The organism is Coprococcus phoceensis, from assembly GCF_900104635.1.
GTDB lineage: Bacteria > Bacillota > Clostridia > Lachnospirales > Lachnospiraceae > Faecalimonas > Faecalimonas phoceensis.
Genome location: NZ_FNWC01000007.1, coordinates 2,849,961 through 2,870,344, shown reverse-complemented (window position 1 = coordinate 2,870,344; position 20,384 = coordinate 2,849,961). Strand labels below are relative to the sequence as shown.

Annotated in this window: 14 protein-coding genes; all 14 read left to right on the top strand. The window is 39.5% G+C overall.

Annotated elements, in window-relative coordinates; genetic code table 11:
- Positions 1-43 precede the first annotated feature (43 nt).
- Positions 44-4,159: an immunoglobulin-like domain-containing protein gene (locus BQ5364_RS17120; RefSeq protein ID WP_071144691.1), complete on the top strand. Its 4,116-nt coding sequence runs from the start codon at positions 44-46 to the stop codon at positions 4,157-4,159.
- A 156-nt stretch (positions 4,160-4,315) separates the two neighbouring features.
- On the top strand, positions 4,316-5,710 hold the full coding sequence (locus BQ5364_RS17115; RefSeq protein ID WP_004614428.1) for an aminotransferase class I/II-fold pyridoxal phosphate-dependent enzyme: 1,395 nt from the start codon (positions 4,316-4,318) through the stop codon (positions 5,708-5,710).
- Positions 5,703-6,284: a nucleoside/nucleotide kinase family protein gene (locus BQ5364_RS17110; RefSeq protein WP_004614427.1), complete on the top strand. Its 582-nt coding sequence runs from the start codon at positions 5,703-5,705 to the stop codon at positions 6,282-6,284. The genes BQ5364_RS17115 and BQ5364_RS17110 overlap by 8 nt, the downstream gene beginning before the upstream one ends.
- 85 nt (positions 6,285-6,369) lie before the next feature.
- Positions 6,370-7,359, top strand: coding sequence for a DNA polymerase III subunit delta' (gene holB / locus BQ5364_RS17105; protein WP_022249890.1), 990 nt, complete (start codon positions 6,370-6,372; stop codon positions 7,357-7,359).
- Positions 7,360-7,362: 3 nt separating this feature from the next.
- The gene (locus BQ5364_RS17100) at positions 7,363-8,274 is read left to right on the top strand and encodes a PSP1 domain-containing protein (RefSeq protein WP_004614425.1); all 912 of its coding nucleotides are present in this window, start codon (positions 7,363-7,365) and stop codon (positions 8,272-8,274) included.
- Complete coding sequence (locus tag BQ5364_RS17095) at positions 8,264-9,004, top strand: tRNA1(Val) (adenine(37)-N6)-methyltransferase (RefSeq protein WP_004614424.1); 741 nt, start codon at positions 8,264-8,266, stop codon at positions 9,002-9,004. The genes BQ5364_RS17100 and BQ5364_RS17095 overlap by 11 nt, the downstream gene beginning before the upstream one ends.
- Positions 9,005-9,019: 15 nt before the next feature.
- Positions 9,020-9,859 carry a 16S rRNA (cytidine(1402)-2'-O)-methyltransferase gene (gene rsmI, locus BQ5364_RS17090; RefSeq protein ID WP_004614423.1) on the top strand — a complete coding sequence of 280 codons (840 nt, stop codon included), beginning with the start codon at positions 9,020-9,022 and terminating at the stop codon, positions 9,857-9,859.
- A 123-nt stretch (positions 9,860-9,982) separates the two neighbouring features.
- A complete protein-coding gene (locus tag BQ5364_RS17085; RefSeq protein WP_004614422.1) occupies positions 9,983-11,095 on the top strand; it encodes an ABC transporter ATP-binding protein in 1,113 nt (370 codons plus the stop codon).
- 62 nt (positions 11,096-11,157) lie between these two features.
- Entirely contained in the window at positions 11,158-12,486 is a 1,329-nt protein-coding gene (locus BQ5364_RS17080; protein ID WP_004614421.1) for an MATE family efflux transporter, read from the top strand.
- A 210-nt stretch (positions 12,487-12,696) separates the two neighbouring features.
- On the top strand, positions 12,697-15,300 hold the full coding sequence (locus BQ5364_RS17075) for a cation-translocating P-type ATPase (protein ID WP_044988022.1): 2,604 nt from the start codon (positions 12,697-12,699) through the stop codon (positions 15,298-15,300).
- Positions 15,301-15,312: 12 nt separating this feature from the next.
- Complete coding sequence (locus tag BQ5364_RS17070; RefSeq protein WP_071144690.1) at positions 15,313-16,461, top strand: AI-2E family transporter; 1,149 nt, start codon at positions 15,313-15,315, stop codon at positions 16,459-16,461.
- 157 nt (positions 16,462-16,618) lie between these two features.
- On the top strand, positions 16,619-17,536 hold the full coding sequence (locus BQ5364_RS17065) for a leucine-rich repeat domain-containing protein (protein ID WP_071144689.1): 918 nt from the start codon (positions 16,619-16,621) through the stop codon (positions 17,534-17,536).
- Positions 17,533-18,858 carry a vWA domain-containing protein gene (locus tag BQ5364_RS17060; protein ID WP_071144688.1) on the top strand — a complete coding sequence of 442 codons (1,326 nt, stop codon included), beginning with the start codon at positions 17,533-17,535 and terminating at the stop codon, positions 18,856-18,858. Before BQ5364_RS17065 ends, BQ5364_RS17060 begins: the two co-directional genes overlap by 4 nt.
- On the top strand, positions 18,855-20,366 hold the full coding sequence (locus tag BQ5364_RS17055) for an ATP-binding protein (RefSeq protein ID WP_004614416.1): 1,512 nt from the start codon (positions 18,855-18,857) through the stop codon (positions 20,364-20,366). The genes BQ5364_RS17060 and BQ5364_RS17055 overlap by 4 nt, the downstream gene beginning before the upstream one ends.
- Positions 20,367-20,384: the final 18 nt, after the last annotated feature.

Sequence of the window (20,384 nt, the reverse complement as noted above, 5' to 3'; positions counted from 1 at the left end):
ATATCAGATAAAAATATAGTTAAAAAAGTATGAGGAGACAAAAATGAAGAAAAGAAGCAGACAACTGGCAGTTTTGGGAATTATCGGACTGCTGGCAGTTCAAGGGGGAAGTATAGAAACTAAAGCAGCAAAACAGTTAGCACCATCAAGTGTGAAAGCTCCGACATTGACAATTACAGAAATTCTTCCTGACAGTTCTAATGTAGAGGGAGCCGATGCATATGAATTTGTGGAAATCTGTAACAATGCAAACAAAAGTATTAATTTGAAAGACTATCGTTTGTCATATACATATCCGGATACGGGAGTGCAGACTGTATGGTGGGAAACTGCAGAAGATAAAATTCTCGAACCAGGTGAAACTCTTATATTTTGGATTAAAAATGGTTCCAACGATGGTCTGACACTTTCGGATTTTAATAGTAAATTTGGTGTCAGTTTAACAGAGGATCAATTGATTGACATCTCTGTTGGAGGAATGGCAAATAGTGGAAAAAGAGGCTTGTGCCTTACGACTAATGTAGGCGATATGGTAGATAATGTGGTGTATAATGATAATAATGCAGATAATACAACAGCAGATAAATCTATTACTTTCCAGAATCAGTATGTAAATGATGTCTTTACAACAGCAATGACTTCTGACGAGGAAACACCTACTCCTGGCACAATTACAGATAAAGAAAAAGCGATGTACCAGGCATCGATAACAGCACCGGTGAAACAACCGGCAGTAACAGATTATACAGAAACGACATTTAATAATGAAACAGATTCTTTGGCATTTTCAGTGGAAGCTATTTCTGAAGAGTCTACAGTTAAAACAGTCACATTATATATGAAAGACAGTAATCAGTCAGATTATAAGAGTTATAATTTGACACGAAGAAGTGCGGGGGAAAATCGCTTTGAAAGGATATTGAGTAATGTTGATCTTTTAAATAAAAAGAGTTTTTCGTATTATTTTGAAGTGAGCGATGGATATTCTGTCATTACAACGGAAGAAAAGACCGTTAATAATACAGACAGTGAAATGTCTCAAGGGTTAAACCTGAAGAACGGTGATGTCATTACAGACAAACAGCAGATTATAGCAAATGGTTCGCAGCTGCTTATAGATGGAACTGACTATTCAAGTAAGGCTCAGAAATCTATTAGCGGCAGCGGAAAAATTGCTTTTGAAGCTACAGACACGGATGTATTCTTCAAAAACGCAGTGGCAGTAGACGGAGATGTGGTAGGAGTATTCAATGAGGGAACGTATAGTAATGTTGCAACTTATGTATACGATATAAATGCGGACAAGTTTGACGCAGAGAAGAAAACAATTACTGTGGAATTCCATGCGGGAAATAAAGCAAACGTATTAGAGCATAATATTGAAAATAACGATGACTTTACGCTTCGCAATATTCGTATGATTTTGCCGAATGGAAAAACACTGACACCAGTCTCTTATGAAGCCAAGAAAGGTTTAGGTGAAGTGGAGCATGACAATTTGGATCAAGTTCCAAAAGTAAATGTTAATATTCCGTCACAGGAATCCAATATCTCAATGGGAGACGGTGCTTCAAAATATGAAATTCTATATGCAAATTTCCAACTAGAGGATAGTGACTTTGAAGCTATGCGCTATCTTTGGGATACAACAGAAACCACGGATGGAGAGCATACCGTATCCAATGGAGATGAGCAGGTATCGGTAACAGTAGACAATACCGCACCGGAGATTACAAGCAATATTGAGGAGGGAAAGCAATATCACAATGGAACAATAGAGGTTACAAGTAAGGATGCAATTAGCGAGAGCGTTTCAACAGTAGTAACACTTGACGGTAAAACAATTTCTGTTCCGTATGATTTCCGTGCATTGGAAATGGTGGCAGGTGAACATACGATTCAAATTACAGCAAGAGATCAGGTGGGAAACAGTGCACAAAAGGAAATTCATTTTACTACACCGGAAGAATCTGCAAGTCTTGAGGAAAATGTATCACCGGAAAATGGAATGACTGTAAATAGGGCACCGGTTCTTTCTGTGACACCAAAAGACGAAGCAGGGGATGAAATGACTGTTACCTTCAAGAAAGGTGAAAAATATGAGCTGGGAGATACCAATATTGTACAGGACAGTGGTGTAAGTGCAGAGAGTGGAAGCATTGAAAAGGCATTTGAGGAAAATACAGGAAATGGATTTCCTTACGACAGTTTCCAAATACAGCTTGATGAAGAGGCAAATGAAAACACAGTCATTACAGCTCAATGGTCAGGAGAATCAAATAATACCAAGACATTTATGTATGTGTATAACACAGAATCAGAAGAATGGGAGAAGGTAGATGCAAAGCAGACAACAGAAGGTGATAAGATGACACTGGCAGGAGAAGTTGTCTTGAAGAATCATATTGTAGACGGAAAAGTCAGAGTGATTGTGCAAAATGGAGAAGGATACACACCACCACAAAATGGTGATATTCCAGAGATAGCTTCTTATGCAATGAACGAAACTCCGGATAATGTGGAAACACATAATCAAAACGATACTCCACGCGAAGACTATGATTTTACCTTTGCGGTAGAGAGTGATACACAGTATTATAATGAAGATTATGATGGAAATACTGATCAGTCTAATGACGGACAATATCAGCATCAGATGAATATTCATAATTGGCTGCTTGGCAACAGACAGAGAATGAACATTCAGTATTTGTTCCATGATGGAGACATCATTGATGATGAGCCGAATATACAAGAATGGGAACAGGCAGACGCGGCTTATAAAAAATTAGATGTGGCTAAATTCCCGTATGGAGTTCTTGCGGGAAATCACGATGTGGGACACTTAAATGGAGATTATTCAAACTATACACAGTACTTTGGAGAAAATCGTTATTTATCAAATCCATGGTACGGTGGAAGTTACAAAAATAACCGTGGTCATTATGATTTGATTTCTGTAGACGGAATTGACTTTATTATGCTTTACATGGGCTGGGGTATCGGAGATGAAGAAATACAGTGGATGAACGATGTGTTGGCACAATATCCGGAAAGGAAAGCGATATTGAATTTCCATGAATATTTGCTAGCAAGCGGTGGACTTGGCGAGGAACCACAGCGAATCTACGATGAAGTTGTCTCGAAAAATGAAAATGTCTGCATGGTTCTTTCCGGACATTATCATAATGCGAAGACAAGAATTGATACATTTACAAATGCAGATGGAAGTACAAGAAAAGTGTACAATATGCTGTTTGATTATCAGGGACTTATGGAAGGAGGAGCCGGATATATAAGACTGATGCATTTTGATGTAGAGGGACAGCGTATGATTGTAAGAACATTTACCCCTTCTTACGGTGGATCAGATTTTAGCAATTATGGAGATTACGATGCAAAACCATCAGAAACACCAAATCCCGGAAATGAGTTTTCTGTAGAAAATGCTAATTTAAATGATGCAGAAAGCTTTGAAGTGCCATTTTCTGAACTTGGAATTGTTCCAAAAGTGAAAACATTGGAGACAGATGATTTTAAAGTAAATGTGTATAAGGAAGATGTTATAGGAAGTGTAAACCATGTTGAAAGTGGAACAACAGCATCCTATGAGTGGAAAGATGCACAAGAGGGTATCAATGGCTGGTATGCTGAAGTTACAGATGAAAACGGAGGTTTGTCCAGAACGAATGTTTATTATGTAAATGTGCAAACAGATACAGAAAAGCCAGTGCTAACGGTTCCGGAAAAAACAGTTTTAAAAGAAGGCGATACTTTCGATGAAATGGGAGGTGTTACTGCGAAAGATAATGTAGATGGTGATATCACTCATAAGATTATCGTAACAGGAAAAGTGAATACCAGCGTAGCGGGCACATATGAGCTTGTCTATGAAGTAACTGATGCAGCAGGAAATAAAGCACAGGTTACAAGGGAGATTATAGTAGAAACAAAAAGTGCTGCAGATTTAAATTCACAAGACACAAATAAATCGGAGGGAAGCAACAACCATGTTTCAACAACACCAAATGCTGATATAAAGAGTCAAAGTAGTGTTAAAACCAGTGATAAATCGAATATTAAGACGCCATTGCTTTTCACAGTTTTCTCTTTAGTAATTGGAGGCGTGTTTGTAACCGGAATAAAAAGAAGAAAATAGTAGCAATTATAAAATATCTGTATTTCATTTTGTTTGAATTTGTGTTATAGTATTTCAAGAATCAAACGATTGAAAATATTATGATAAATATGAAAAGCATAAATAAAGAAATGAGCTGCATCCTGTGATGTGGCTCATTTTAGTAGGGAGCTGAACATGAAGACAATTTACAATTATCTGAACGAATATAGTGAGAGTGATTTCTATGGAATGCATATGCCGGGGCACAAAAGAAATGAAAAAATGATGGAGAATGATCTGCCTTATAAAATTGATATTACCGAAATAGATGGGTTTGATGATCTCCACCACGCAGACGGGATCATTCGGGAGGCGCAGGAACGTGCAGCGAGATTATATGGTGCAGATGAGACACATTTTCTTGTAAATGGAAGTACGGTTGGAATTCTGAGTGCGATTATGGGAGTGACTGACAAAGGAGACCAGATTCTTGTAGCCCGTAATTGCCACAAATCTGTGTATCATGCCATTTATTTAAATGAGCTGGAACCGGTGTATGTCTATCCGGAATACGATGAGAAAACAGGATTAAACGGGGAAGTAAAAGCAGATGAGATTGCGTTGTTATTGGAAAAAAATCCAAATATCAAGGCAGTTATGATTGTATCACCGACATATGACGGTGTGGTATCTGATGTGAAAAAGATTGCAGAAGTGGCACATGCACATGAGATTCCGTTGATTGTGGATGAGGCACATGGAGCACATTTTGGATTTGATCCGTATTTTCCGAAAAATGCGAATGAAAATGGTGCAGACATTGTCATACATAGTGTGCACAAGACACTTCCATCGCTCACACAGACCGCATTGCTTCATATCAATGGAACGTTTGTAAATAGAGAAAAAGTGAGGATGTATCTACACATGTTACAATCCAGCAGTCCGTCGTATGTATTGATGGCAAGCATAGATGAATGTATGGAATTGATTGAAAAAAAAGGTGAGGATATCTTTTCGGCTTATGTGGATAACTTGCAAAAAATGCGGGAAGAGTTGGGAAAACTTTCTTGTTTGAGGCTTGTCGAGACTTCACATTATGACTGCTCTAAATTTGTGATTTCAGTGAGAAATACAAATATTTCAAGCAGAGACCTTGAAAAAATATTGCGTAGGAAGTATCATTTGCAGATGGAGATGACCTCGGGAGACTATGTGCTTGGAATGACGGCAGTAGGAGACACGAAAGAAGGATTGGAAAGATTTACACAGGCATTGTTAGAAATTGATTGCTCCTTGTCTGCCATGAACAAACAACGAGTGTGGAGAGAACTTCCGAGAACGAGACTTTGTGCAAAAAGTTCTGACGTACTGCATAAAAAGTGCGGAAAACTTTGTGGATGGAAAGAGAGTATCGGAAAAATTTCGATGGAATATGCGTATTTGTATCCACCCGGAATCCCGATTATTGTGCCGGGAGAGCAGATTACGGAGGATGTGATTGCATATTTGGAAATGTATGAGCAGTTAGGATTTTCGATTGAAGGTCTGGAAGTGGATAAACAGATAAAGGTGTGGATAAATGAGTAAGATTTTTTATTTTATGGGGAAAAGTGCCTCCGGGAAAGATACAATTTTTAAACAGATCAAAGAGAGGATGCCAAATCTTAAGACAATTGTAATCTATACAACACGTCCGATTCGGGAAGGTGAGCAGGAGGGTGTGGAATATTATTTTGTCGATGAAAAAAGATTGGCTGAGCTCGAAGCACAAGGAAAAGTAATCGAGCTTCGCGCATACAATACGGTACACGGAGTGTGGAAATATTTTACGGTGGATGACGGACAGTTTGACGGAGATGAGAATTACATTGCAATCGGGACTTTAGAGTCATATGCAAAGATGCTCGCATATATGGGGACGGACTCATTGGTACCTATATACATTGATGTTGACGATGGAGTGCGATTGTTAAGGGCGGTAGAACGAGAAAGAAAACAGAAAGAGCCAAAATACGAAGAACTGTGCAGGAGATTCCTTGCAGATGCAGAGGATTTCTCTGAGGAAAACTTACAAAGAATGGGGATAACTCACCATTATTTTAATGACAATATGGAAAACTGCATCCAAGAAATTATGCTATGTATTCACCAAGAATTATGATATAATGTTCACGTAAGCAAAGCGATGGCAAGGTTGCACGTCGAGTGAAACTGTATAAGAAAGTGCGTAATAGAAAGGTAATAATATGAGCGGATTTAAAGATGTTGTAGGACACAAAGACATAATTCAATATATACAAAATGCCGTAGAGCAGGATAAAGTATCTCATGCATATATCTTAAATGGCGCAAAAGGCTCTGGAAAAAAGATGCTTGCAAAATTATTTGCAATGACTCTGCAATGTGAGAACAGCCAGTCAGAACCTTGTGGTGAGTGTCGTTCCTGCAGGCAGGCAGATAGCGGGAATCAGCCGGATATCATTACGATACAGCATGAAAAGCCGGGGTCAATCAGTGTAGATGATATACGAGAGCAGCTCAATGGTGACATTATGATCAAGCCATACAGCAACCGCTATAAGATATACATTATTCCGGAAGCGGATCTGTTGACTGTGCAGGCGCAGAATGCACTGCTAAAAACGATTGAAGAGCCACCGGAATATGCCATTATTTTTCTGCTGACAGAGAATGCAGACAGTTTGCTGCCGACAATTCGTTCAAGATGTGTCATGTTGAAATTGAGGAATATTAAGGATACTTTGATTAAAAAGTATTTGATGGAGCAACTGCATATTCCGGATTATCAGGCAGATATCTGTGCCGCATTTGCACAGGGAAACATGGGGCGTGCCATTATGCTGGCAACGTCAGAACACTTTAATGAGATTAAAGAAGAAGCAGTTCAGTTGTTAAAATATATTGATGAGATGGAACTGAACGAGATTGTCAGTGCGATAAAAGAGATTAATAAATATAAATTAGAAGTGACAGATTATCTGGATCTGCTTACTGTCTGGTACCGGGATGTTCTGCTTTATAAGGCAACAAAAGAAGCAGGAAAAGTTGTATTTGGTGACCAATTGACTTACATCAAGGAGAAGGCAAGCAAAAGTTCTTATGAGGGAATTGAGATTATTCTGGACAGTATCGAAAAGGCGAAAACACGCCTGAAAGCGAATGTAAACTTTGATCTGGTAATGGAATTATTGTTGCTTACGATAAAGGAGAACTAGAATATGACAAGAGTAATCGGAGTAAGATTTCGTCCGGCAGGAAAGATTTATTATTTTGCACCAGGTAAATTTCACATCAGACAGGGTGATAAAGTAATTGTGGAGACAGCAAGAGGCATAGAGTTTGGAACTGTTGTGACAGGACCGAAAGAAGTGAAGGACGAAGAGGTCATGCAGCCGCTAAAATCGGTAATTCGAATTGCCACAGAGGAAGACAAAAGAGCGGAAGAAAAGAACCGAGAGAAAGAAAAAGAGGCATTTGAAATTTGTCTGGAAAAAATAAGAAAACACAATCTGGATATGAAGCTGATCAATGCCGAATATACATTTGACAATAATAAAGTGCTGTTTTATTTTACTGCAGACGGAAGAATTGATTTTCGTGAGCTTGTAAAAGATTTGGCAGCAGTATTTCGTACAAGAATTGAGCTGCGTCAGATTGGTGTGCGTGATGAGACAAAGATTCGGGGCGGAATCGGAATTTGCGGACGTCCGCTTTGTTGTCACACATATTTATCAGAGTTTGCACCGGTATCAATCAAGATGGCAAAAGAACAGAACCTTTCTTTGAATCCGACGAAAATTTCCGGTGTGTGTGGAAGGCTGATGTGTTGTCTGACCAATGAGGAAGAGACGTATGAAGAATTGAACAGCCGTCTTCCGGCAATCGGGGACACAGTTACAACGAATGAGGGCTTGAAAGGAGAAGTACAGAGTGTCAGTGTGCTTCGCCAGCTTGTAAAAGTAGTTGTGACGTTAGAAAATGATGAGAAAGAGATTCGCGAGTACAAAGTGGATGAGCTGAAATTCAGACCGCGAAAGAGAAAAAATGATGTGAGACTTTCCAAAGAAGAGATGAAGGAACTTGCAGCATTGGAGAAGAATGAAGGAGCGTCAAAATTAGATGATAACTAATCTGAAATCAGACGAACGTCTGGATGACTTACAGATTAACGGGTATGAGATCATACAGCATCCGGGGAAATTCTGTTTTGGAATGGATGCCGTATTACTTGCCAATTTTGCCCGTGTAAAACAGAAAGAATGTGCGCTGGATCTTGGAACAGGAACAGGGATCATTCCCATTTTACTTACGGCAAAGACCGAAGGGATGCATTTTACCGGACTGGAGATACAGGAAGAAAGTGCTGACATGGCAAGAAGAAGCGTAGCCCATAATCATTTGGAAGAGAAAGTTGACATTGTGACGGGAGATATCAAAGAGGCAGCCGAATTATTCGGACCAGCCTCTTTTGACGTCATAACAACAAATCCGCCATATATGATTGGACATCACGGTATTGAGAATCCGTCGGATGCAAAGGCAATTGCAAGGCATGAGGTGCTTTGTGATTTGAATGATATTTTGCGGGAAAGCGCAAGAATTTTAAAGCCGAGAGGTCGATTTTATATGGTGCACAGACCGTTTCGATTGGCGGAAATCCTGTCAAAGATGATACAGGTAGGAATTGAGCCAAAACGTATGAGAATGGTACATCCATTTGTACATAAGGAACCGAATATGGTGCTGATTGAAGGAATGCGTGGGGCGAATTCACGTATGCGCGTGGAGCCGCCATTGATTGTCTATAAAGAGCAGGGCGTATATTCAGAAGAATTGCTTTCGGAGTATGCGATGAAATAAGAAGGAGGCACAAATATGTCAGGAAAGCTGTATTTGTGTGCGACACCGATTGGAAATCTCGAAGATATGACATATCGTGTTGTGCGTACATTGGGTGAGGTGGATTTGATCGCAGCGGAGGATACGAGAAATAGCATAAAGCTTTTGAATCATTTTGGAATTAAGACTCCGATGACAAGTTATCACGAATATAATAAGATAGAAAAAGGTAAAAAGCTCATTGAGAAGCTGAAAGATGGGATGCAGATTGCACTTGTGACGGATGCAGGAACACCGGGGGTATCAGATCCGGGGGAAGAGCTTGTGAAGATGTGCTATGAGGAAGGGATTGAAGTCACATCTCTGCCTGGAGCAGCAGCATGTATTACGGCATTGACGTTGTCGGGACTTTCGACAAGAAGATTTGCGTTTGAGGCATTTCTGCCGACAGATAAAAAAGAAAAGCAGTCTGTATTGAACGAACTTGTAAATGAGACACGGACAATGATTTTGTATGAGGCGCCGCATAGACTTGTTCGTACACTGCGGGAACTGTTGGAGAGACTTGGAAACCGAAGAATTACGGTGTGCCGGGAATTGACCAAAAAGCACGAGACTGCATTTGCAACAACAATTGAGGAAGCACTTGCATATTATGAGGCAAATGAGCCAAAGGGTGAGTGTGTGCTTGTCATTGAAGGAAAAAGCCGCGAGGAACTTCGTCAGGAAGAAGTTGCAAAGTGGGAAGAGATGAGTATAGAGGAGCATATGGACTTCTATTTGGATCAAGGTATGGATAAGAAAGAGGCAATGAAAAAAGTGGCAAAAGATCGGGGAATCGGGAAACGGGATGTGTATCAGATGCTTATTTCGTAAGATTCGTCGACTTGACGAGACAACTGAAAAAAATTTGTTCAACTTTGGCATAGACCCTAATTGGCTTTTTTTATATACTTTAGAAAGAGTTAGAAAACGAAAGCTTTTAGGAGGAAGATTGAAATGGCAAGTTTATCATTGAAACATATTAATAAAGTTTATCCAAATGGATTTGAAGCAGTAAAAGATTTCAACCTTGAAATTGAAGATAAAGAATTTATCATCTTTGTAGGACCATCAGGATGTGGTAAATCTACAACACTTCGTATGATTGCAGGATTGGAAGATATTTCTTCTGGAGAATTAAGAATTGGAGATAAGTTAGTAAATGACGTAGAGCCAAAAGACAGAGATATTGCGATGGTATTCCAGAACTATGCGTTATACCCACATATGACAGTATATGACAACATGGCATTTGGTTTGAAATTAAGAAAAGTGCCAAAAGATGAGATTGACAAGATGGTTCGTGAAGCAGCTAAGATTCTTGACTTGGAAGCATTATTAGATCGTAAACCAAAAGCATTATCAGGTGGACAAAGACAGCGTGTTGCTATGGGACGTGCTATCGTTCGTAATCCAAAAGTATTTCTTATGGATGAGCCTTTATCAAACCTGGATGCAAAATTAAGAGGACAGATGCGTATCGAGATTTCTAAATTACACCAGAGATTAGGTACAACGATCATCTACGTTACACATGACCAGACAGAGGCTATGACACTTGGAACAAGAATCGTAGTTATGAGTGGCGGTATTGTTCAACAGGTAGATACACCACAGGTATTATACGATACACCATGTAACTTATTCGTAGCAGGATTCATTGGATCACCACAGATGAACTTCGTAGATGCAGTATGTAAGGTAAAAGGAGATAAAGTTTATCTTCAAGCAGGACCTTCTGCAATTGAACTTCCACCAGCAAAAGCGAAAAAACTCATTGAAGGAGGATATGATGGAAAGACAGTTGTACTTGGTATTCGTCCGGAAGATGTACATGATGAGCAGATGTTTATTGAAGCTTCACCAAATACAGTAATCGAAGCTACAATCCGTGTATACGAGATGCTTGGTGCTGAAGTTTACTTATACTTCGATTACGAAGGAACAAGTATGACAGCAAGAGTAAACCCAAGAACAACAGCAAGAACAGGCGATACAGTGAAATTTGCATTAGATGCAGAAAAAATTCACGTATTCGATAAAGAAACAGAAAAAACAATCACAAACTAGTGAGAATGAAGTTTTAGGGCAAGGTGGAAATCCTTGCCCTTTTTGTGCGATAAGGAGTGACTATGGAAAAGAAAGTAATTCAGAAAAATCTTATCAGGGATTGTCTCCCGACGGTGTTTTCACTGATGCTGTCAGGACTTTATTCCGTAATGGACGGATTATTTGTAGGACGGGCAGCGGGAGATACCGGACTTGCAGCAGTTAACCTTGCATGGCCGCTTGTTGCAGTGATTACTGCAACAGGGATAGGGATTGGAAGTGGCGGCAGTGTTTTGTTTTCGAATTTAGCTGGAAAAGATGAGAAACAAGAAAGTGAAAAAACGTATCATCTGACGGTGTGTCTGCTTGTGGGAGTCGGAATTTTATTAAGTGTAATATTGTTTTTGACGTATCCGATCTTATTACAGCTTCTTGGTGCAAGAGGAGAGGTACTGATGCAGGCTGAGGCCTATGTGCAGATTATTATTTTAGGATGTGTTTTTCAGATCATCGGTTCAGGAATGATACCGTTGCTTCGAAACAGAGGGATGGCAGTCAGCGCTATGGTGAGTATGGTCACAGGGATGTTCGTAAATCTTGCATTGAATTATGTATTCATTTTTAAAGTGGGACTGGGAATTCGGGGAGCTGCTCTTGGCACGATTGCAGCGCAGATATCCGTGATTTTTATTTGCATTTACTTAATTTATATCAAAGGAAAAACAAAGGTACAGTTGGTTTGGAACTGGAAAAGAAGTGTGAAAATTTTTCAGATTGGGGTGTCTGCATTTGGACTGTCTCTGGCACCGTCGATTGTGCTGATTTTTACAAATCTGCAGTGCCTGAAATACGGTGGTGATGCAGCGGTTGCGTGTTATGCAGTGATTTCTTATATTGTATTTCCGGTGCAGTCGATGCTGGTAGGTGTGGGAGATGGTTCTCAGCCGCTTATGAGCTTTTACTGTGGCGCAGGAAAACGAGAGGAACTTGCGTATATTAAAAGAGTAGCGTCAGCAAGTGTCATTGTTTTAGGAGTAGTTATGCTTGCAGTTGTCGTGTCAGTATCGGATTTCTTTCCGGCTATTTTTGGAATGTCAAAGCAGTCAGAGCAGTTTTTTCATGTGGGAATGAGAATTAGTGCGGTGTCGTTTTTGTTTACCGGACTTGCAAAATTTCATATATCTTATTTAAATGCAACATTGAAAGTAAAGCCGGCTATGGCGTTGATCTATGGGGAGACATTGATTGTGGCACCGATATTTCTATTTTTATTGCCGGCTGTGTTCGGGATTATCGGAATTTGGTGGTCGCTTGCGGCGACGCAGGTTATGATGCTTTTGTTGTATCAAATTGTAAAAGAATTAAAAATTACAGTTGACAGAACCAAAAAAGTTGACTATAGTATTTTATAGATAAAAGGGAGTAACTAGCGTTACTAAACGTTTACGATGTCGTCAATACGATGAATTTCATCCGTATCGTAATGAAATAGTGAGACTTTTATTGCATAATTAACGTGCAATAAAGGTCTCTTTTTATTCTCTTTTGTAATTTTTTATAAAAAGGGTGAAAATGTAAACAATAGAGACTAGGTAGTGCACGGAAGAATGGAGGATTTTGGAATGAAAAATTATTATCAGCTCTCACAAAATGAAGTGAGGCGGGAAGTCAATGGAAAAGAAGAGGCATTGACTTCAAGTGAAGTGCAGCAGAACCAGGAAAAGTATGGTCTGAATGAACTTGTAGAAGGAAAAAAGAAAAGTACGATTCAGATATTTCTGGAGCAGTTCAAGGATTTCCTTGTCATTATTTTGATTGTTGCAGCAGTCGTATCGGGGATACTTGGAGATGCAGAGAGTGCAATTGTTATTTTGATCGTAATTACGATTAACGCAATTCTTGGAACGGTTCAGACAGTAAAGGCAGAACAGTCGTTGAATAGTCTGAAAGAATTATCGGCGCCACTTGCGAAGGTACTCCGTGATGGCAATGTGATTCAGATTCCGTCAAAAGAGGTAACAATCGGTGACGAAGTTTTTCTGGAAGCAGGAGATTATGTTCCGGCTGATGGACGTATTTTGACAAATGCGAGTTTGAAAATTGACGAAAGTGCACTGACAGGAGAAAGTCTTGCGGTAGAAAAGTCAGAAGATACGATTACTGGCGAAGTGCCATTAGGTGACCAAACCAATATGGTATTCTCAGGAAGTTTTGTGACATATGGACGTGGTTCTTTCCTTGTAACAGCTATTGGAATGGATACAGAGGTAGGTAAGATTGCTACACTTTTGAAGACGACATCTGAAAAGAAAACACCTCTTCAGATGAACTTAGATGAATTTGGAAAGAAATTATCAATTGTAATTTTAATTTTCTGTGGCATTTTGTTTGGTGTAAATGTATTTCAGGGAGTCAACATCGGAGATTCCTTTATGTTTGCAGTAGCGCTGGCTGTTGCAGCGATTCCGGAAGCACTCAGTTCTATCGTGACGATCGTGCTGTCATTTGGAACACAGAAGATGGCAAAAGAGCATGCAATTATCCGTAAATTACAGGCAGTGGAAGGTCTTGGAAGCGTGTCTATCATCTGTTCAGATAAGACAGGAACACTGACTCAGAACCGTATGACTGTCGAAGACTACTATGTAAATGGAAAACGAATTCCGGCGGCAGAGATTGACCGTCAGGCACTTGGACAAAAAGAACTTTTAAGATATAGTATTTTATGTAATGACTCTACAAATGTAGATGGTGTGGAAATTGGGGATCCGACAGAGACAGCCCTGATTAATCTAGGAACAAAGCTTGGAGCAGAAGCAGGTTATGTAAGGGGAAAATTCCCTCGTACAAGTGAGATTCCGTTTGACAGTGACAGAAAATTAATGTCTACAGCACATGTGCTGGAGAATGGACCGGTTATGGTGACCAAAGGTGCGGTGGATGTACTTTTAAATCGTGTTACAAAGATTCAAAAGGGAACAGAAGTCTGTCAGATTACACAGGAAGATAAAGAAGCGATTGAAAATCAGAATCAGGAATTTTCAAGAAGTGGTTTGCGAGTACTTGCGTTTGCATATAAACCGATTCAAAAAGATCAGGTGCTGCAGTTAGAAGATGAGGATGACTTGATCTTTGTGGGATTGATTTCGATGATGGATCCGCCGCGAGAGGAGTCTAAGGCAGCGGTTGCAGATTGTATCCGTGCGGGAATCAAGCCTATTATGATTACGGGAGACCATAAAGTAACAGCGGCAGCTATCGCAAAACGAATTGGTATTTTGAAAGATGAGTCAGAAGCGTGTGAAGGCTCTGTGATTGATAATATGTCTGATGAAGAATTGATGGATTTTGTAGATGGAATTTCCGTATATGCGAGAGTTTCTCCGGAACATAAGATTCGCATCGTGCGTGCATGGCAGAATAAAGGAAATATTGTTGCGATGACAGGTGACGGTGTAAATGATGCCCCGGCATTGAAGCAGGCGGATATCGGTGTTGCGATGGGAATTACAGGAAGTGAAGTATCGAAAGACGCAGCGGCAATGGTATTGACAGACGATAATTTTGCAACTATCATCAAAGCAGTTGAAAACGGAAGAAATGTATATAAAAACATTAAGGGGTCTATTCAGTTCCTGCTGTCAGGTAACTTTGGTGGAATTCTTGCAGTATTATATGCTTCGCTGGCAGGACTTCCGGTTCCGTTTGCACCGGTACATCTGTTGTTTATCAACTTGTTGACAGACAGTCTCCCGGCAATCGCACTTGGATTGGAGCCGCATACGAAGACTGTCATGGATGAGAAACCGCGTCCAATGAATGAATCGATTTTGACAAAAGACTTTTTGATTAAGGTTGGAACAGAAGGTTTCTGTATTGGTCTGATGACAATGTTAGCATTTTTGATTGGTTACCGTGGCGGTGATGCAGTGCTTGCAAGTACGATGGCATTTGGTACATTATGTACAGGAAGACTTGTACATGGATTTAACTGTAAATCAGACAGACCGATGATGTTCAGTAAAAAATTGTGGAATAATATTTACCTGATTGGTGCATTTTTGATTGGCTTTGTATTGATTACAAGTGTATTGACAATTCCGGCATTACAGAATGTATTTAAGGTTGTTCCGTTGAATGTGACACAATTATTTACTGTTTATGGTCTTGCACTTTTGAATCTTCCGGTGATTCAGCTTCTGAAATGGATTCGTAAAAGACGATAGGAAGGCGAGTAAATGAATTTGGATAAGGAAACGATTAAGAAAATAAGAGGATTGATTGTTTTTACAGCAATTATACTGATTGGACTATGGAACTACGAAGTAGTGCTAGATGGTCTTGGGTTTATCGGCAGAGTAATTTTTCCGTTTGTACTTGGTGGTGCGATTGCATTTGTACTCAATGTGCCAATGCATTTCATTGAGGAAAAGTTTTTCGGAAGCAAGAAAATGAAAAAAAATAAATGGGCAAATAAATTTGCCAGACCTGTAAGCTTTCTGGTTACGATTTTGTTTGTACTTGGAATCATTGGAATCGTTGTGTTTGTCGTAGCGCCGGCGCTGGGAGATACGGCGATGAATCTTGGAAGAAATATTCAGGCGTTTATTCCGCAAGTACAGGAGTGGGCGGAAAACATTTTTCAGGATAATAAGGAAATCGTGAAGTGGATTGGCAGTATGGAGTTCAAGTGGGATGAGATGATTAAAAGCGGTATTGATTTCTTTAAAAATGGTGCCGGAAGCGTGCTTGGATCTACATTTGAGGCTGCAAAAAGTATCGTAAGTGGTGTCACGACATTCTTTATCGCTTTTGTATTTTCTTGTTATATTCTGCTTCAGAAAGAAAAGCTAAACATTCAGGTTCGCAAGGTAATGTACGCATTTATGCCAAAGGACTGGACAGAGATTTTGCTCGCACTTAGCTCACTGACGTATAAGACTTTTTCTAATTTCTTAACCGGACAGTGTGTTGAGGCAATTATTCTTGGAAGTATGTTTTTTGTGACGATGACAATTTTTGGAATGCCATATGCACTGTTGATTGGAATCCTGATTTCATTTACGGCACTAATTCCGATTTTTGGAGCATTTATCGGATGTGTAATCGGAGCACTTTTGATTTTTATGGTGAACCCGATGCAGGCATTGATCTTCGTGGTAATGTTTCTTGTATTACAGCAGATCGAAGGAAATTTGATTTATCCGCATGTCGTTGGAAATTCTGTGGGGCTGCCGTCTATCTGGGTGCTTGTTGCAGTCAGTATCGGAGCGAGCCTGATGGGCATTGTCGGAATGTTGATTTTTATTCCGATTGCTTCGGTGGTTTATACATTGTTTCGTGGAATTGTACATCGGAGATTGAAAGAAAAAGAGATAGAAGTTTAAATTGGGGACGTAGTAAAATTTAATTTTACTACGTCCCCAATTGAGTATTGTGGTGTCCCAAAACGAAAATAGCCCTGTCCCTTTTTGACAAGTTAAAAAAAATTTATTAAAATAAATTTGTAGTTTTTTGAAAAATTTTTAGAGGTAAAATAATAAAATGGAAAAAGATTTTCAAAAGTATGAGTATAAAGTAAATGACAACAAAGCCCGAATTACAGGAGCTTTTTGGAATAGTATGGCTATAGAAGTACCAGAAAAAATTGATGGATTTGAGGTGACGGAGATAGGAGATTATGCATTTTCGCAACCAATCGGGGACGTAGTAAAATTAAATTTTACTACGTCCCCGATTGAAGAAATCATCCTTCCAAACTCTATTAAAAAAATTGGGCGATATGCATTTTACAATTGCCGCGATTTAAGGAGAATACAATTTTACAATACGTTGAAAGATATCGGTGCGGGAGCATTTACGGGGTGTCACAAGGTGAGGGAGATTGATGTGACTTTTGTGGAGAATGAGAGGTCTTGTCTGCGTGAGCTTTTGATGGAACTTCCAGAGGAGCAGACAATTTTTTATCACAGTAAACAGGGGGAAGCGAAACTGATATTCCCAGAGTTTTTTGAGGAGGCGGTCGAAAATACGCCTGCGAGGATTTTGGAGACACACACGCATGGCAGTGGTATGATGTACCGGAATTGTTTTGTTCGGCAAGAACTTCAGTTTCATCTGTACGATGAGCGGTTTGAATGGGCAAAAGGAAGGGAATATGAAGATACGTTATTTCGGCTTGTGTTCGGAAGGCTTTTATATCCGTATCAGTTAAGTGAGAAGGCAAAGAAAAAATATATAAGCTTTTTGAAGGAGCACATTGAAACATGCATAAAATGGGCAGCGGAAGAGATGCGGGAGAAAGAATGTAAATTTTTGGCAGAGCATTGTATTTCAGAGCAAAAGACGCTGGAGTATTTAATCGAGCAGGTTAATAAAAAAAACAGAGTGGAACTTACAAGCTATCTGATGGAGTTAAGGCGTCAGAAATTTCAAGCGAAAAGGAAGATATTTGAACTATGAACCCGATTCAAAAACAACAGCAAAAAGAACTGGAGAAAATCGAGATTTGCATAGATATTTTGAAAAATGCACGGAATGAGCTATATTTGTCCATGCGCTTTTTTGATGTGATTTTAAGTGGATTTGAGTTTCTGCCGGACACGAAGATTTCCGGTATTGGGACGGATGGATTTACAGTTTATTTTTATCCAGACTATCTGATTGGGCTGTACCAGAGGACGCCGGTGCAAGTAAACCGTGCGTATCTTCATATGATTTTTCACTGTCTTTTCGGGCATTTGAAACAGCCGGACCATGCGGATGAACAGTATTGGAATCTAGCTTGTGATATTGTTGTGGAGTCAATCATAGATGAACTCAATGAGCACAGTGTCCGCAAATATGTGCCTCCATATCGAAAGGGAGTTTACCAAAAATTGAGAGAAAAGATGGAAGTGTTGACGCCAAAAGGGGTGTACCGGGAATTGCTGGGGATGCATTTAGAAGAAGAGCATTGTGGAAAAATGCAGGAAGAATTTTTTGTGGATGATCATGTTTTGTGGAACGAGAATGTGCCCCCTGAAAAATGCGTGGAGCGGGAGAAAAAGTGGAAAGAGCAAAATGAGAAATTGCAGACGGAGATGGAGACATTTTCAAAGGAGGCTTCTGAGAATGCGGAAAATATTTTAAATCAAGTACAGATTGAAAATCGTAACCGATATGACTATCGAAAGTTTTTGGAAAAGTTTGCGATTTTAAAAGAGGAAATGCAGGTGGATCAGGATAGCTTTGATTATATTTTTTATAATTACGGAATGGAAATGTACGGGAATATGCCGTTGATTGAGCCACAGGAAACAAAAGAATTGCGTAAAATTGAAGATTTTGTCATTGCGATTGACACATCGATGTCTTGTAAAGAAGAGTTAATAAAAAAATTTCTGGAGGAAACGTTCAATATTTTGGGTAAATCAGAAAGTTTCTTTCGAAAAATAAATGTACATGTCATTCAGTGCGATGATAAAGTACAGTCGGATGTAGTGATTACAAATCGGCAGGAATTGGATGAATATATGGAGCATTTTGAGGTAAAAGGATTTGGAGGGACGGATTTTCGTCCGGTGTTTGGATATGTCAACCAATTGCTAAAGGCGAAAGCATTTCACAGATTAAAAGGGTTAATTTATTTTACGGATGGGTATGGAACATTTCCGGAAAAGCGTCCAAACTATGAGGTTGCATTTGTATTTCTAAAAGAAGATTATCGGGATGTAGATGTGCCGGTTTGGGCGATAAAACTGATTATAGAACCGGAAGAGTTGGAGGAAAAAAGAATAGAATGAATATAAAGAGAGCAAAACAGGAAATAAAACATGCAATAGAGGCATATTTGTTGAAGGATGAAGAAGGAAATTATGAGATTCCATCGCAGAGACAGCGGCCGATTTTTCTGATTGGGGCGCCGGGAATTGGAAAAACGCAGATCATGGAGCAGATTTCTAAAGAGTGTGAAATTGGTCTTGTCGCATATACAATTACGCACCATACGAGACAGAGCGCTATCGGGCTTCCGTTTATCTCAACGCACATATATGATGGAAATGAATATTCAGTGACGGAATATACAATGAGCGAAATTGTTGCATCGGTGTACAATAAAATTGAAGAAAGTGGCCTCAAAGAAGGAATTTTGTTTATCGACGAGATCAACTGTGTTTCGGAGACATTGGCGCCGGCGATGCTTCAGTTCCTTCAATATAAAACATTTGGAAATCATGCCATTCCGGAAGGGTGGATTATTGTGGCTGCGGGAAACCCACCAGAATATAACAAATCAGTGCGTGAGTTTGACGTGGTGACTATGGATCGTGTGAAGAAAATTGAGGTGGAGCCGGATTTTTCGGTTTGGAAAGAATATGCGTATGTGCAGGATATTCATCCGGCGGTGATTTCTTATCTGACAACGAGAGTGGCATATTTCTATCAGATGGAGACAACTGTGGATGGAATGTTGTTTGCAACTCCGCGAGGATGGGAGGATTTATCACGTCTGATTCAGGTATATGAAAAACTCGAAATCACAGTAGACTGGGAGGTTGTAGTGCAGTATATTCAGTATCCGAAGATAGCAAAAGATTTTGCAAATTATTTGGAGCTTTATTATAAATATCAGGCAGATTACCAGATTGAACAGGTGATGCAGGGAAAAATCGATCCGATTCTTGTGAAAAAAGTCGGACATGCATCGTTTGATGAAAAGTTAAGTGTTGTAAGTCTTGTACTTGCAAAGACAGTAGAGGCATTTCGACAGACATACAAGAAAGAAGCGAGCATCACGGTTCTGTTTGAAAAACTGAAGGGCTATAAAAGTGGGTCACTATCTCTGAAACAGATTTGCGAGGAGATGGAGCAGACATTGAATTCAAAGAAAAAAGCAAAAATACTAAATCGTGAAGAAGGGTATGCGTTGAAGCAGACAATTGAGAAATTGGAGCAATATGAAAAGTTACTAAAAGAAGCAGGAAATCCGGAACATGAAGCGGCATTTGAACTTGTGAAAAAGGAATTTGCCAAAGAAAATGAGGCGTATCAAAAAGAACTGGATGCGGCAGGACAAATGTTGGAGTATGGATTTGATTTTATGGAGATTGCATTTGGTAATAGTCAGGAGATGACCGTGTTTGTGACAGAGCTCAACACTAATTTTTACAGCGTACAGTTTTTGCAAAATTATGAGTGCAAGCGTTATTATCAATATAACAAGAATCTGCTATTTGATGAGAAGAGAAAGAATATACTGAACCGGATTGATAATTTGGTTACAGCTCACACATCAGTCAATAGCAAATGAGTTCATGTTTACATGAGG